We start from the raw sequence: 15,489 nt of genomic DNA on the forward strand, positions 1-15,489 counted from the left end.
TATGAAATTTATTGTAGAACGCGAGCAATTACTTAAACCGCTACAGCAGGTGAGCGGTCCGTTAGGTGGCCGTCCGACGCTGCCCATCCTTGGCAACCTGCTGCTGCAGGTGAATGATGGCAGTCTGTTGCTGACCGGTACTGATTTAGAAATGGAAATGGTGGCGCGCGTAGCATTAACGCAGCCGCACGAACCGGGCGCTACTACCGTACCGGCGCGTAAATTTTTAGATATTTGCCGTGGCCTGCCGGAAGGCGCGGAGATCAGCGTAGTGCTGGAAGGCGACAGAATGCTGGTGCGCTCCGGGCGCAGCCGCTTTTCGCTCTCTACGCTGCCTGCCAGCGACTTCCCGAATCTTGATGACTGGCAGAGCGATGTTGAATTTACCCTGCCGCAGGCGACGCTGAAACGTCTGATTGAGGCGACGCAGTTCTCCATGGCGCATCAGGATGTGCGTTATTACCTTAACGGCATGCTGTTTGAAACCGAAGGGGAAGAGCTGCGCACCGTGGCGACTGATGGCCATCGCCTGGCGGTCTGCTCTATGCCGGTCGGCCAGTCGCTGCCGAATCATTCGGTGATTGTGCCGCGTAAAGGGGTTTCCGAGCTGGTACGCCTGCTGGACGGTGGCGATACGCCGCTGCAAATCCAGATCGGCAGCAGCAATATTCGCGCGCACGTCGGCGATTTTATCTTTACCTCCAAGCTGGTTGATGGCCGTTTCCCGGACTATCGTCGCGTGTTGCCGAAAAACCCGGATAAAACGCTGGAAGCGGGCTGCGATCTGCTGAAGCAGGCGTTTGCGCGCGCCGCTATCTTATCCAATGAAAAATTCCGCGGTGTGCGACTCTATATCAGCCAGAACCAGCTGAAAATTACGGCGAACAATCCGGAGCAGGAAGAAGCGGAAGAGATTCTGGACGTTACCTACGGCGGCAGCGATCTGGAAATCGGTTTTAACGTTAGCTATGTGCTGGACGTGCTTAACGCGTTGAAATGCGAAAATGTGCGTCTGCTGCTGACAGACTCCGTCTCCAGCGTACAGATTGAGGATGAGGCCAGCCAGAGCGCTGCGTATGTTGTGATGCCGATGCGTCTCTAGTTAACCCGGCGCGCTGGAGCAGGTTATCCAGCGGCCAGATTAACCGTTCAGGCACAAGGAAACAGAGGCTGGAATAATTCGCTCAGAGCGTGTTTTTCCCGCTGCCAAAGCGGCTCCAGCCCTTGTAAAATGCCGGATCATCCCCATATTCTGTAGATAAGTAAGCCTTTGCTTATTGCCTGTGCGCTAAGCAAAGTCAGCCTTGAGATAAGGCTGCCTGCTGTCACTCCATCTCTTTGGATTATTTCATGGCTTTAACCCGCCTGCTGATTAAAGACTTCCGTAATATCGAGCAAGCCGACCTGGCGCTGGCGCCGGGCTTCAATTTTTTGATTGGCGCAAACGGCAGCGGTAAAACCAGCGTGCTGGAGGCCATCTACACGCTGGGGCACGGGCGCGCGTTTCGCAGTCTGCAGGCGGGCCGCATTATTCGCCATGAGCAGGACGCGTTTGTCCTGCATGGTCGGATTGACGGCACCGAGCGGGAAACGGCGGTGGGCCTGACAAAAAACCGTGCCGGCGACAGCAAGGTGCGTATTGACGGCAGCGATGGTCATAAAGTTGCCGAGCTGGCGCAGCTGCTGCCGATGCAGTTGATTACGCCGGAGGGCTTTACGCTGCTGAACGGCGGGCCGAAATACCGTCGCGCCTACGTTGACTGGGGCTGTTTTCACAACACGCCCGGCTTTTTTCTGGCGTGGAGCAATCTGAAGCGCTTGCTCAAGCAGCGTAATGCCGCGCTGCGTCAGGTGTCGCGCTACCAGCAAATTGAACCCTGGGATCGTGAACTGGCGCCGCTGGCGGAACAGATCAGCCGCTGGCGCGCGGAGTACAGCACGGCGATAGCGGCGGATATTACTGCCACCTGCAGCCAGTTTTTACCGGAGTTTGCGCTGGATTTCTCTTTTCAGCGCGGCTGGGACAAAGAGAGCGACTACGCCGAACTGCTGGAGCGGCAGTTTGAGCGCGACCGGGCGCTGACCTATACCGCCAGCGGTCCCCATAAGGCCGATTTTCGTATTCGCGCCGAGGGGACGCCGGTTGAAGATTTACTGTCTCGCGGACAGCTGAAATTACTGATGTGCGCGCTGCGTTTGGCCCAGGGTGAGTTTCTTACCCGGCAAAACGGACGCCGCTGCCTCTACCTGATCGATGATTTTGCCTCCGAGCTGGATGAGAGCCGTCGCCGCCTGCTGGCGGACCGGCTTAAAGCCACGCATGCCCAGGTTTTTGTTAGTGCTATTGGTGCCGATCATGTCATCGATATGACTGACGAAAAGGGCAAGATGTTCCGCGTAGAACAGGGTAAAATAGCGGTTCAACCTGAAGATTAAATGAGCGAGAAACGTTGATGTCGAATTCTTATGACTCCTCAAGTATCAAAGTCCTGAAAGGACTTGATGCGGTACGCAAACGCCCGGGAATGTATATCGGCGATACGGATGACGGCACCGGTCTGCATCACATGGTATTCGAGGTCGTGGATAACGCCATCGACGAAGCGCTCGCAGGCCACTGTAAAGAGATCACCGTTACCATCCATGCTGATAATTCCGTTTCGGTGCAGGATGATGGCCGTGGCATTCCTACCGGGATCCACCCGGAGGAAGGCGTTTCGGCAGCGGAAGTGATCATGACCGTCCTGCACGCGGGCGGTAAGTTTGATGACAACTCCTACAAAGTCTCCGGCGGCCTGCATGGCGTGGGCGTTTCGGTAGTTAACGCGCTTTCTGAAAAGCTGGAACTGACCATTCGTCGCGAAGGTAAAGTGCATCAGCAGACCTATGTGCACGGCGTGCCGCAGGCACCGCTGGCGGTCACAGGCGAAACCGATTTGACCGGTACGCGCGTGCGTTTCTGGCCAAGCCATCAGACCTTTACCAACGTTGTGGAATTCGAATATGAAATCCTGGCCAAGCGTCTGCGCGAGCTGTCGTTCCTGAACTCCGGCGTGTCTATCCGTCTGGAAGACAAACGCACGGATAAAAGCGATCACTATCATTACGAAGGCGGTATCAAGGCCTTTGTTGAATACCTGAACAAAAACAAAACGCCTATCCATCCCAACGTGTTCTACTTCTCTACCGAGAAGGATGGCATCGGCGTGGAAGTGGCGCTGCAGTGGAACGACGGTTTCCAGGAAAACATCTACTGCTTCACCAACAACATTCCGCAGCGCGACGGCGGTACGCACCTGGCGGGCTTTCGTGCGGCGATGACGCGTACGCTGAATGCCTATATGGATAAAGAAGGCTACAGCAAGAAAGCGAAAGTCAGCGCCACCGGCGACGACGCACGTGAAGGCCTGATTGCGGTAGTCTCCGTGAAGGTGCCGGATCCGAAATTCTCCTCTCAGACCAAAGATAAACTGGTCTCTTCCGAGGTGAAATCGGCAGTTGAATCGCAGATGAACGAGCTGCTGGCGGAATACCTGCTGGAAAACCCCTCCGATGCGAAAATCGTCGTTGGCAAAATTATCGATGCGGCGCGCGCGCGCGAAGCGGCACGTCGTGCACGTGAAATGACCCGTCGTAAAGGCGCGCTTGATCTGGCCGGTCTGCCGGGCAAACTGGCCGACTGTCAGGAGCGTGATCCGGCGCACTCAGAAATTTACCTGGTGGAGGGTGACTCCGCAGGCGGTTCAGCCAAGCAGGGTCGTAACCGTAAGAACCAGGCGATTCTGCCGCTGAAGGGTAAAATCCTGAACGTAGAGAAAGCGCGCTTCGATAAGATGCTCGCTTCGCAGGAAGTGGCAACGCTGATCACTGCGCTGGGCTGCGGCATTGGCCGTGACGAATATAACCCGGACAAGCTGCGTTATCACAGCATCATTATCATGACCGATGCGGACGTCGACGGCTCGCACATTCGTACGCTGCTGTTGACCTTCTTCTATCGTCAGATGCCGGAAATCATCGAGCGCGGCCACGTTTATATTGCGCAACCGCCGCTGTACAAGGTGAAAAAAGGCAAGCAGGAGCAGTACATCAAAGATGATGAGGCGATGGATCAGTATCAGATCGCCATTGCGCTGGATGGCGCAACGCTCCATACCAACGCCAGTGCCCCTGCGCTGGGCGGCGAGCCGCTGGAAAGTCTGGTTTCCGAGTACAACAGCACGCAGCGCATGATCAAGCGTATGGAGCGTCGTTTCCCGATGGCGCTGCTTAAATCGCTGGTTTACCATCCGACGCTGGAAAGCCTGGATAACCAACAGACGGTCACCGAGTGGATCGATACGCTGGTTGCCCGGCTGAATGAAACAGAGACGCACGGCAGCACCTATGTTGCCAGCGTACGCGAAAACCGCGAACTGAATATTTTTGAGCCGGTACTGCGTGTGCGTACGCACGGCGTGGATACTGACTATCCGCTGGATAGCGAATTTATTCAGGGCCCGGAATATCGCAAAATCTGTACGCTGGGCATGAAACTGCGCGGTCTGTTGGAAGAAGATGCCTATATCGAACGCGGCGAACGTCGTCAGCCGGTAGAGAGCTTCGAACAGGCGCTGGAGTGGCTGGTAAAAGAGTCGCGTCGCGGCCTGTCAGTACAGCGTTATAAAGGTCTGGGCGAGATGAACCCGGAGCAGCTGTGGGAAACCACTATGGATCCGGATAGCCGTCGCATGCTGCGCGTAACCATTAAAGACGCGATTGCCGCCGATCAGCTGTTTACCACGCTGATGGGCGATGCGGTTGAGCCGCGCCGCGCCTTTATTGAAGAAAACGCCTTGAAAGCGGCCAATATCGACATTTAACCGGTTCAGCGTTTTCAGCAGCCTGACGCCAGTCCTTGTGACTGGCGTTTTTTTTATCTGGCGCGTCCTAAGTTTGCGTCATACTGGTCATTGTGAACTGGATCGCGCTAGCATTAAACCAAACCGAAAAACGAACGAGGACGTTATGGCGATAAAACTGATTGCAATTGATATGGACGGCACGCTGCTTAATCCCCAACACCAGATTACGCCGCGCGTTAAGCAGGCTATCGGGCAGGCGCGTGATAAAGGCGTGCATATCGTGCTGACCACCGGACGTCCTTATATCGGCGTGGAACGCTACCTGATGGAGCTGGATTTGCAGCAGGAAGGCCAGTATTGCATCACCAATAACGGCGCGCTGGTCCAGCGGGCGGTAAATGGCGATTGCGTCGCAGAAACCACCCTCTCGTTTGACGATTATCTGAAGTTTGAACAGCTGGCGCGTGAGCTGGGCGTGCATTTTCAGGCGCTGGATAAATCCTCGCTGTATACCCCGAACAAAGACATCAGCGAATACACCATTCATGAAGCGTATTTAACCGGCATTCCGGTGCGCTATCGCGCGGTAGAGGAGATGGCGCGTTCGCTCACCTTCCCGAAACTGATGATGATCGATCATCCCGAACTGTTGGATGCGGCGATTGCCCGCCTGCCGCAAGAAGCGCAGCAGAATTACACCATCATGAAAAGCGCGCCTTATTATCTTGAAATCCTCCATCCGAAGGTCAATAAAGGCACCGGCGTGCATGCGCTGGCGCAGCAGCTACATCTGGCGCAGCATGAAGTAATGGCTATCGGCGATCAGGAAAACGACCTGGCAATGATTGAATATGCAGGTACCGGCGTGGCGATGGGCAATGCGATCGACTCGGTGATCGCTATTAGCCAGTTTGTCACTAAAACCAATGCGGAAGATGGCGTGGCGCACGCTATCGAAAAATTTGTGCTGTAAGCCATGGAAAAACAGATAACTCATGCGGCGCGCAATCATCAGTTGACCAATACCAACGTCTGGACCGCCGACAGTCAATGGCTGGCTTATGATGTGCGCCCTTCCGGTGCCTCTTTTACCGGCTTAACCATTGAGCGCGTGAATGTAGCCAGCGGGGCGACGGAAATCCTCTATCAGGCTCGGGACGGCGCTCACGTTGGCGTGGTTACCGTTAGCCCCGATATGCCGCCGCGCTATGCCTGCATTCATGGGCCGGAGCATCCGGACGCAGGCTGGCGCTATGATTTTCATCACCGCCGTGGCGTGATTATTCAAAACGGCAAGGCGGAAAATCTGGACGCCTGTGATATTACGCCGCCCTTCACGCCCGGCGCGCTGCGCGGCGGCTCGCATGTTCACGTTTTTAGCCCGGACGGCAGCCGGATCAGCTTTACCTATAACGATCATGTGATGCACGAATGGGACAGCAAAGAGGATTTGCGTAACGTCGGGATTGCCGTACCGCTGCATGCGGTTTGTCCTGTGAAACAGCATCCGCGTGAGTATGATGGCAGCCACTTTTGCGTGCTGGTCAGCAAAACCACCTCCACGCCAAAGCCCGGCAGCGATGAGATCAATCGCGCTTATGAAGAAGGCTGGATCGGCCAGCAGGGCTATCTGCGGGCGGATGGCTGTCGTCAGCGCTGGGCGCTTGCTTTTATTGGCGATACGCGGGCCATCGATGGCAGCACGGTGCCGGAAGTATTTATTGTCGATCTGCCGGAGAAGCTGAATGATTACGCTCAGCCGGGCGATGCACCGCTGGAAGGCACCGAAACCAGCTTGCCCGCGCCGCCACGCGGTGTCGTTCAACGCCGCTTAACCTTTACGCATCAGCGCCGTTTCCCTGGGCTGGCGATAACCCCGCGTCACTGGCTACGTAGCGCGCCGGATGGCAGTGAAATTGCCTGTTTAATGCGTGATGACCAGGGCGTGGTACAGCTATGGGGCATCCCGACCAGCCACGGCGAACCGCGCCAGATCACGCACGGTGAGCATGATATTCAGTCAGCGTTTAGCTGGCATCCCGATGGCGATCGGCTGGCTTTTATCTGCGATAACAGCGTAATGGTGTGCGAGCGCAACAGCGGAAAGATGCGGCGTCTGACGCCACGAAGTGAAACGCCGCCTTCAGGCGATGCGGTGGTGTTTTCGCCCGATGGCCGCCAGGTCGCCTTTATGCGTGACCTGGACGGCTACCGGCAAATTTTTACGGTTGCGTTGAGTTAATTGCCAACGGCGCGGCTGCTGCCAGATGTTCCTGGGTATGCGCCAGCTTCTCTGCTTCTATAACGCGCGCGCGCGGTGAATCGATGGATGGACTATCGTCAGCGTGCATATAGTCCCAGGGCAGCAGGAGGGTATCCAGCACGGCTGAGAAAGGGAGATCCACCAGTGCCAGCGGCTTCAGCGCCCAGCTGCTTTGATCGTCGGTCAACATTTCCGCGCTGGCGCGGGTGCCGGGATAATAGCCCTGACTGGCGCCGGTGTGTGACATCATGCTGGAGCAGCCGGAGGTGCCGACCAATAGGCTACAGGCCAGAAGCCCTGCTAAACGGTATTTCATTATCGCTTTCATCTTTTTATCCCTTCAGCCATAGCAGATTGCCTGACTGAGTTTCATTATCTGCGACGAGGAAAATCCCGGTCACTCTGTGGTGACTCTCGTCTGGATGTATGACGACATTTTCCCCTGAGTGTATGACATTCTCTGGTGTTTGCTTAAAAAAATCGCAAAACCCCCCTTGAAAGATAGTTAGCTATCCCCATTTTTTTATTACGGTCAGCGCGGCATTCGCCGAATGGGTTTGCCAGCGTGACCAGATAGCCTGTCCATCGTGGAAGGCTACGTTTAACCTACTCGCTGAAAATCAGGAGCTTTGTATTATGCGTAACTTTGACCTTTCTCCGCTCTATCGTTCATCTATTGGTTTTGATCGCCTGTTCAATCTGCTGGAGTCTAACCAGAACCAAAGCAACGGCGGTTACCCTCCGTACAACGTAGAGCTGGTGGCGGAAAACCATTACCGCATCACGATTGCCGTAGCGGGTTTCGCACAGAACGAACTGGATATTACCGCACATGACAATATGTTGATTGTGCGTGGCGCACATCCTGAAGATCAAAACGAGCGTAAATATCTCTATCAGGGGATTGCTGAACGTAATTTCGAACGTAAATTCCAGCTGGCTGATCACATTGTGGTACGCGACGCCCGCCTGGAAAACGGCTTGTTGTACATCGATCTGGAACGCATCGTGCCGGAAGAGATGAAACCACGCCGTATCGAAATCCTGAGCTAATAAGCAAACCTGACGCCGCGGAAACGCGGCGTTGTTGTATTTGCACACTGCAAAACATTAATCACGCTGCGCATGCACCGTACGCAGCGGCGTTAAGCGCCCGCCGAAAATATTAACCACCAGACCGACCACAATGATCATGGCTCCAGCAATCTGACGCATAGAGAGCGTCTCTCCCAGCAGCAGCGCCGCGCTAAGAATGCCTACCACCGGCACCAGTAGCGAGAGCGGCGCTACGCGCCAGGTTTCATAACGGCTCAGCAGCGTGCCCCAAATGCCGTAGCCTATAATAGTGGCGATAAATGCCAGATAAACCAACGCCAGCACCGTTTGTAGCTGGATATGCACCAGGCTGTGCATAATCGCAGCCTGACCTTCGAACAGCCATGAGCAAAGCAGAAAAGGCCCCACGGGGATCAGGGCGCTCCAGACCACCAGTGACATAATGGGTACGTTACCGTTACGCATAATGACCTTATTGGTGATATTGCCCATGCCCCAACAGAGCGCGGCGGCCAGCGTCAGTAACATCGTGGTTACCGTCACGCCGGTGGCGGCCTGAACGCCATGCGCGGTCGTGGCTAACAAAAATATGCCGCCTGAAGCGATAACCATGCCGGCAATATGATGCCAGCGCAGTTTATCCGCCAGCAGCAGCGCGCCAAGCAGTAGAGTGAAAAAGGCCTGAGCCTGAAGCACCAGTGAAGCCAGTCCGGCAGGCATGCCAAGCTTGATAGCTAAAAACAGAAAGGCGAACTGTCCGAAGCTGATGGTAATTCCGTAGAGTGCCAGCCAGCGCAGCGGAACTTTAGGGGGACGCACAAAAAAGATAGCGGGCAGCGCGACCAGCGCGAAGCGCAGGGCTGCCAGCAGAAACGGCGGCATATCATGCAGCCCGACTTTGATGACTACAAAGTTAACGCCCCAGGCGACAACAACACAAAGTGCCAGCAACAGATCTTTTACGGACATTGCCTCTCCCACTATCCATAGTTAATGAATTGTTAATTAACTTACTCGTATAGCTGACTGTTTGCTATACAGAGTTTGTAGCCATAAGGGAGAGGTATGGCTGATAAGGTAGAGCGCGGTGGCCGCTATTACAGCGCCCGCTCACTCCAGGCGCGATCCATCTCTTCAGCAAGAATTTTTACGGCCCGCTCAATTTTCTCACCATCCGGAACATAGTTCATGCGCATACACTGGTGCATATGCGGCCAGTCATGCGCCAGGCCAGGGAAAAAGAAGTGGCCGGGCACCATTAGCACGCCCCGCTGTTTCAGGCGCTGATAGAGCAGCTCGGTGGTGATGGGCAGGTCCTTAAACCACAGCCAGAGGAAGATAGCGCCTTCCGGCTTATGGATCAGGCAGCGATCTTCCGGCAGATAGCGACGAATGATGCTGATGGTTTCCCGCACCCGTTGCTGGTAGAAGGGTTTGATAACCGTTTCCGACAGCCGCAGCAGATCGCCGCGCTGGATCATTTCTGTGGCGATGGCGGGGCCAACGCTGCCCGGTGCCAGGCTGATAATGCCGTTCATATTACTGATGGCGTCAATTACCTTTTCATCCGCCACGATAATCCCGCAGCGTGCGCCCGGCAGGCCCAGTTTCGACAGGCTCATGCAGAGAATAATATTGGGGTTCCACAGCGGACGCGCCTCGCTGAAAATAATGCCGGGAAAAGGCAGACCGTAGGCGTTATCAATCAACAGGGGAATATCATGCTGCTGCGCCAGCATATCCAGATGCAGCAACTCCTCATCGGTAATGACATTGCCGGTAGGGTTGGTAGGGCGCGAAACGCAAATCAGACCCACTTCATCGGTAATTGACAAATGGTCGAAATCGACGTGATATTTAAACTGGCCTTCCGGAAGCAGTTCAATATTAGGCCGGGCGGCCATAAACAGATCTTCATCCAGTCCCGCGTCGGCATAACCCAGGTATTCTGGCGTCAGCGGAAACAGAACGCGCTTTTTGATGCCGTCAGCACGGCGTCCGGCGTACAGATTAAACAGATAGAAGAAGGCGCTCTGGCTGCCGTTAGTCAGGGCGATATTTTTGGGTGAAATTTGCCAGCCCAGCTCTTCGCGCAGCAACGCTGCCAGCGCCTCCAGCAGCAGCGTTTTGCCGCGCGGGCCATCATAATTGCATAGCGCCTCGGTGAGTTTTCCCTCCTGGTGCATCTGCAGCAGCAGCTGATGAAAATAATCATCCATTGCCGGGATCTGCGCCGGATTACCGCCGCCAAGCATTACCGCGCCAGGCGTGCGCAACCCTTCATCCATGTCTTCCATTAAACGTGCAATGCCGGTATGGCGGGTAAATTTGTCACCGAAGAGAGAGAAGCTCATAGCTGTAAATCAATTGTGATAGGCAGTGTGGGTCTACCTTACCGTCAGGTGAATGCCGATGCAAACGGCTTACCTGACCGATACAGCAACGAAGCCGATGGTGTTAGCTGAAACGTATCAGGTTGCTTCATGCACAGATCACATTTTTTATTCTCTTAACTGCAACAAAATCACTAAACATGTGTTAACAATCTCATTTTTTGACTGATACAGCGGATAAAACGCTGTCGGTGACTGTCATCACTGTTTTTCATATCTTCCGTTTGTAACCTGCTGGCTGTTTGGCTAAATCAATTCAGCTAAAGGATGAAAAAATGAAAAAAACTCTGGCGGCAATGACGGTATCGATGCTGTTTTCCACACCTGTTCTGGCCCAGTCATGGTTGCTGACGGATGCTGAAAGCGGCATGGATAAAGGCAACTGGTCTATCAGCAGTCAACAGCTGAAGCTGGAAGGGCAACCCTTCAGCATTGAGCAAAAAGTTCTGCATGGCGGCAAGCAGGAGGGTACAAAAGTGATTACCCTGCGCAGCGATAATGGGCTGACTATCACCCTTAGCCCCAGCCGCGGGATGAATCTGCTGCATGTTAACGGACACGGCGTGCGTATGGGCTGGGATTCGCCGGTAGATGAGGTGGTCAATCCCGCTTATATCAACCTGGAAAGCCGCAATGGCCTGGGCTGGCTTGATGGCTTTAACGAAATGATGGTGCGCTGCGGCTTTGAATGGACCGGTCATCCGGTAAGCAAGGACGGCATGCTCTATACGCTGCACGGCAAAGCGGGAAATACGCCTGCATCACGAGTTGAGATCGTTGTTGATGATCATGCGCCACATGCAATCCGTATTCGCGGCCTGCTGAAAGAGCACACCTTTAAAAAAGCGAACTTCAGCACCTGGACAGAGCTGCGCTATATCCCTGGCAGCGACAGCTTTACCATTCATGATGAGTTGACCAATCAAAGCGACTATCCGCAGGATTACCAAATCATCTATCACAGCAACTTCGGCACGCCAATTCTGGAAAAAGATGCCCGCTTTATTGCGCCAGTGAAAAGTGTCTCTCCCTTTAATGATTATGCGAAGCAGGGGCTGAAAAACTGGAACACCTACGACGCGCCGACCAGGGGATTTGATGAGATGGTATTCAACCTGATGCCGCTGGCAGATGCGCAAGGCAAAACGGTGGCGGCGGTTATCAACAGTAAAGGCGATAAGGGCGCGGCCATTGAGTTTGATACCCATCAACTGCCGTTGCTGACGTTGTGGAAAAACACCGATACCCTGAAACAGGGTTACGTTACCGGTATTGAACCCGGCACCAACTATGCCTATCCGGTCACCATTGAGAAAGAGCAGGGACGGGTAAAACAGCTTCAGCCGGGGCAAACTCAGGCCTTCACCCTGACCTATACGCTGCTGAAAGATGCGCAGGCGGTGCAAAAAGTAGAGCAGCGGGTTAAAACGTTACAGGGCGATAACGCACCGCAGCTGGAAGAGAAACCGCTGGCAGTGGAATAAATATGTTGCAAGCGATCGCATGGGGCGATCGCTTTTACTGGAGCGGCTCGCTTAGCGCAGCACCTGCGGATTAACGCAGTTCTTTTCCACCTTGCCCGCCAGCGCGGCGATCAGGTTTTCTACCGCATCACGTGCCATGCCGTAGCGGGTTTCATGCGTTGCAGAGCCAATATGTGGTAGCGCCACGACGTTGGGCAGTTTCAGCAGTTCTGAATCGGCTGGCAGCGGTTCCTGTTCAAACACATCCAGTCCGGCAGCATGAATGGTTTTATCTTTCAGGGCCGCAATCAACGCCTGCTCATCCACTACCGGTCCACGGCCCGCATTAATTAAAATGGCGCTCGGCTTCATTTTTGCCAACTGTTCCCGGCCAATCATATGGTGCGTTTGTTCGGTCAACGGCAGGCTAATACACAGAAAATCGCACTCCTGCAGCAGTGTATCAAGATCGCAATATTGCGCGTTAAAGCGCGTTTCAGCGTCTTCATGATGTCTGCGGGCGTTATACAGAATCGGCATGCCGAAGCCATGATGCGCGCGCTGCGCCAGCGCCAGGCCAATGCGGCCCATGCCCAGAATACCCATCTTTTTGTGGTGCACATCGATGCCAAACCAGTCCGGCCCGATGCTGCGTTGCCACTCACCGGCCTTAACCCGCCCGGCGACTTCCACCACACGACGGGCGCTGCTTAACACTAATGCCATTATGGTGTCGGCGACGGTCTCCGTCAGCACGGTTGGCGTATGCATCAGCACAATGCCGCGCTGGTTCAACGCATCAACGTCGAAATTGTCATAGCCTACGGAAATCGTCGAGGCGGCGCGCAGCTTCGGCATTTTCTGCAGCAGCGCGTCATCCACATTACAACTGGAACCGATAATGCCCTCCGCACGGGCAAACAGATCCGCATGTTCATCTACGATTTCCGGCGTCAGGCCTTTAATGGTGGTTACGGTAAAGTGCGCATCAAGACGGGCACGTAAATCATCAGGCAACGTTTTGTACAACACCACTTCAGGCTTCATATCAGACTCCATCCGCCGGTCAGGCGGTAAAACGAAAAGGATTGATTGGTGGTTTGAGGCCGGGCGAGCCCGGCCTTTACGCACGGGCTAATCAGGCGTGCCTGGCCGTGCGCCCGGGCGAGGGGGAGCGTTTGTTCTCCGCCGGTTTAACGATCAACGTCAGGAATACCGCCACCAGCAGCGCCACGCCCATGAAGATATAGGATGCCGCCGGGCTACCGGTTGCACCGTTAAGGTAGCCGACGATCCATGAACCCAAAAACGAACCGAGCGCGCCCATGCTGTTGATTAGCGCCATCGCGCCGCCCGCCACGTTACGCGGCAGCATTTCAGGAATAATGGCGAAGAAGGGGCCGTAAGGCGCATACATTGCCGCACCGGCAATCACCAGCAGGCTGTAAGAGAGCCAGAAGTTACTGGAGCCGACCAGCCATGAGCCAAGGAATGCCAGCGCGCCGATCAGCAGCAAAGGCCAAACGAACAGTTTACGGTTTTGCATCCGGTCAGAAGCCCACGACACCACAATCATCGCAATCGTCGCCGCCAGGTATGGCACGGCAGAGAGCCAGCCCGCTTCAACCATGCCCATTTCGGTACCGTTGCGTAAAATTGACGGCAGCCACAGCACAAAGCCATACACGCCGATGCTCCAGGCGAAATATTGCATACAAAGGATAATCACATTGCGCGATTTAAACGCTTCACGATAGTTGCGTACCGCTTTGATCCCTTCCTGCTCTTTACGCAGTTGCTCCTGTAGCGCAGCTTTTTCCTCTTCGCTCAGCCAGCTTGCCTGAGAGGGTTTATCCTGCACCAAAAACCACCAGCACACCGCCCACAGCACCGCCGGCAGCCCTTCAATAATAAACATCTCGCGCCAGCCGAAGGCGTTGATCAGATAGCCAGAGACCACCGACATCCACAGCACGGTCACCGGATTACCCAGGATCAAAAAGGTGTTAGCACGCGAGCGCTCCGACTTGGTAAACCAGTTGCTGATATAAATCAGCATTGCTGGCATTACTGCTGCTTCCACCACGCCCAGCGTAAAGCGGATTGCCGCCAGCATCGGGATATTGCTCACCACACCGGTCAGCGAGGCACAAAGCCCCCACAGAATCAGGCACCAGAACACCAGCTTTTTCACGCTGCGACGTTCAGCGTACACGGCGCCGGGGATCTGGAAGAAAAAGTAGCCCAGGAAGAACAGCGCGCCCAACAGGGAGGACATCCCCTTGGTAATGCCTAAATCTTCATTAATACCGGCTGCCGAGGCGAAGCTAAAGTTTGCACGATCGAGGTACGCCAGGCTGTAGGTGATAAAAATGATGGGGATGATATACCACCAGCGTTTCGGCGCGATTGTATGCTTGGTCATGAGCTTATCCTCTGTTGAGGCGCATATTCTGATGACGGCGTCATCGACATGCATCGTTATAACGAGTCGTAGGGTTTGTCGCTCAGTAGTCGCCCAGCTCGGCACGCGTCGGTAAACCTTCGCTATCGCCGATCGCCTGGATAGCCAGCGAGCCAATCTTGTTGCCGCGACGGATAGCCTGCGGCAGCGGCTTGCCTTCCAGCAGCGCGCTGATCACGCCAACGGCAAACCCGTCGCCTGCGCCCACCGTATCCACTACTTTCTCGACGCGAATGGCTGCAACCTGTGCTTTATCACCCGAGGCGGTTTTATACCAGGCGCCGTCGCCGCCGGTTTTAATAATCACCGCTTTGACGCCTTTATCGAGATAAAAGTCAGCGATCGCCTCTGGCTGGCGGTAACCAGTGAGGATCAGGCCCTCTTTTTCGCCCGGCAATACCCAGTCGGCATAGCTGGCCAGCTGATTAAGCTGTTTCACCATCTCCTGTTCGCTCGGCCACAGCACCGGACGCAGGTTAGGATCGAAAGAAAGGGTTTTACCCATGGCGCGCATCTCCTGCGCCGTATGGTTTAACAGCGCCAGCGAGCTGGCGGAAAGGGCTGCCGCCACGCCGCTTAAATGCAGATGACGAGCTGCGCCAAAATAGTCGCGGTCGAAATCGTCTACAGAGAGATGGCTGGCGGCGGAGCCTTTACGGAAATATTCCACCATTGGGTCGGAGCCATCCTCAACTTTCGATTTCAGTTGAAAGCCGGTGGGATAGCGCTTATCCGTGGTAACGCGCTGATGGTCAATGCCCTCTTTTTCCAGCTGCTGATGAACAAAGCGGCCAAAGGCATCATCGCCAACCCGGCTTACCCAGCCCACTTTCAGACCGAGACGCGCCAGGCCGATAGCGACGTTAAGCTCCGCGCCGGCAATGCGTTTGGTAAAGGTTTCCGCTGCAGCCAGATCGCCTGTCTCTCTGGCCACGAACATCGCCATCGCTTCACCGATGGTCACCACATCCAGCGCGCCCTGCGGTTGGTTTTGGTTAATCATGAT

At 54.9% G+C, this 15,489-nt stretch carries 13 protein-coding genes; 7 read left to right on the top strand and 6 right to left on the bottom strand.

Translation table 11 applies throughout. The annotated features are described in order from the left end of the window. Position 1: 1 nt before the first annotated feature. The 5 genes from dnaN (at position 2) to ACQE3Z_RS10835 (ending at position 7,086) form a co-directional block, all read left to right on the top strand. A complete protein-coding gene (dnaN, locus tag ACQE3Z_RS10815; protein ID WP_085069133.1) occupies positions 2–1,102 on the top strand; it encodes a DNA polymerase III subunit beta in 1,101 nt (366 codons plus the stop codon). Positions 1,103–1,350: 248 nt separating this feature from the next. Beyond that, positions 1,351–2,436: a DNA replication/repair protein RecF gene (gene recF / locus ACQE3Z_RS10820; protein ID WP_085069131.1), complete on the top strand. Its 1,086-nt coding sequence runs from the start codon at positions 1,351–1,353 to the stop codon at positions 2,434–2,436. A 17-nt stretch (positions 2,437–2,453) separates the two neighbouring features. Beyond that, positions 2,454–4,862, top strand: coding sequence for a DNA topoisomerase (ATP-hydrolyzing) subunit B (gene gyrB, locus ACQE3Z_RS10825; RefSeq protein ID WP_426973793.1), 2,409 nt, complete (start codon positions 2,454–2,456; stop codon positions 4,860–4,862). A 145-nt stretch (positions 4,863–5,007) separates the two neighbouring features. Further along, positions 5,008–5,817 carry a sugar-phosphatase gene (gene yidA, locus ACQE3Z_RS10830; protein ID WP_426973794.1) on the top strand — a complete coding sequence of 270 codons (810 nt, stop codon included), beginning with the start codon at positions 5,008–5,010 and terminating at the stop codon, positions 5,815–5,817. A 3-nt stretch (positions 5,818–5,820) separates the two neighbouring features. Then, positions 5,821–7,086, top strand: a complete 1,266-nt coding sequence (locus ACQE3Z_RS10835) for a DUF3748 domain-containing protein (protein ID WP_426973795.1) — start codon at positions 5,821–5,823, stop codon at positions 7,084–7,086. Here ACQE3Z_RS10835 and ACQE3Z_RS10840 read toward each other — a convergent pair. Further along, positions 7,067–7,435 (bottom strand): YceK/YidQ family lipoprotein, encoded by a 369-nt coding sequence (locus ACQE3Z_RS10840; protein ID WP_426973796.1) that lies wholly within the window; start codon positions 7,433–7,435, stop codon positions 7,067–7,069. The genes ACQE3Z_RS10835 and ACQE3Z_RS10840 overlap by 20 nt on opposite strands. 308 nt (positions 7,436–7,743) lie before the next feature. Here ACQE3Z_RS10840 and ibpA point away from each other — a divergent pair, with 308 nt between their 5' ends. Continuing rightward, entirely contained in the window at positions 7,744–8,160 is a 417-nt protein-coding gene (gene ibpA, locus ACQE3Z_RS10845; protein WP_085069121.1) for a small heat shock chaperone IbpA, read from the top strand. Between the two features lie 57 nt (positions 8,161–8,217). Here the strand turns inward: ibpA and ACQE3Z_RS10850 are convergent, their stop codons facing one another. Together ACQE3Z_RS10850 and ACQE3Z_RS10855 are read right to left on the bottom strand one after the other, a co-directional pair. Continuing rightward, positions 8,218–9,132, bottom strand: a complete 915-nt coding sequence (locus tag ACQE3Z_RS10850) for an EamA family transporter (protein ID WP_426973797.1) — start codon at positions 9,130–9,132, stop codon at positions 8,218–8,220. A 128-nt stretch (positions 9,133–9,260) separates the two neighbouring features. Then, positions 9,261–10,517, bottom strand: coding sequence for a valine--pyruvate transaminase (locus tag ACQE3Z_RS10855; RefSeq protein WP_426973798.1), 1,257 nt, complete (start codon positions 10,515–10,517; stop codon positions 9,261–9,263). A 314-nt stretch (positions 10,518–10,831) separates the two neighbouring features. On the opposite strand from ACQE3Z_RS10855, the gene ACQE3Z_RS10860 reads away from it, so the two are divergent. Next, on the top strand, positions 10,832–12,040 hold the full coding sequence (locus tag ACQE3Z_RS10860; RefSeq protein WP_426973799.1) for an aldose 1-epimerase family protein: 1,209 nt from the start codon (positions 10,832–10,834) through the stop codon (positions 12,038–12,040). Positions 12,041–12,091: 51 nt separating this feature from the next. On the opposite strand, the gene ghrB is transcribed toward ACQE3Z_RS10860, so the two are convergent. The 3 genes from ghrB to ACQE3Z_RS10875 form a co-directional block, all read right to left on the bottom strand. Further along, the gene (ghrB, locus tag ACQE3Z_RS10865; protein WP_426973800.1) at positions 12,092–13,066 is read right to left on the bottom strand and encodes a glyoxylate/hydroxypyruvate reductase GhrB; all 975 of its coding nucleotides are present in this window, start codon (positions 13,064–13,066) and stop codon (positions 12,092–12,094) included. Between the two features lie 91 nt (positions 13,067–13,157). Beyond that, positions 13,158–14,444, bottom strand: coding sequence for an MFS transporter (locus ACQE3Z_RS10870; protein WP_426973801.1), 1,287 nt, complete (start codon positions 14,442–14,444; stop codon positions 13,158–13,160). Positions 14,445–14,526: 82 nt separating this feature from the next. Further along, positions 14,527–15,486: a sugar kinase gene (locus ACQE3Z_RS10875; RefSeq protein ID WP_426973802.1), complete on the bottom strand. Its 960-nt coding sequence runs from the start codon at positions 15,484–15,486 to the stop codon at positions 14,527–14,529. Between the last annotated feature and the right edge of the window lie 3 nt (positions 15,487–15,489).

This window comes from Pantoea sp. FN0307, assembly GCF_050113815.1.
Classification (GTDB): domain Bacteria; phylum Pseudomonadota; class Gammaproteobacteria; order Enterobacterales; family Enterobacteriaceae; genus Mixta; species Mixta alhagi.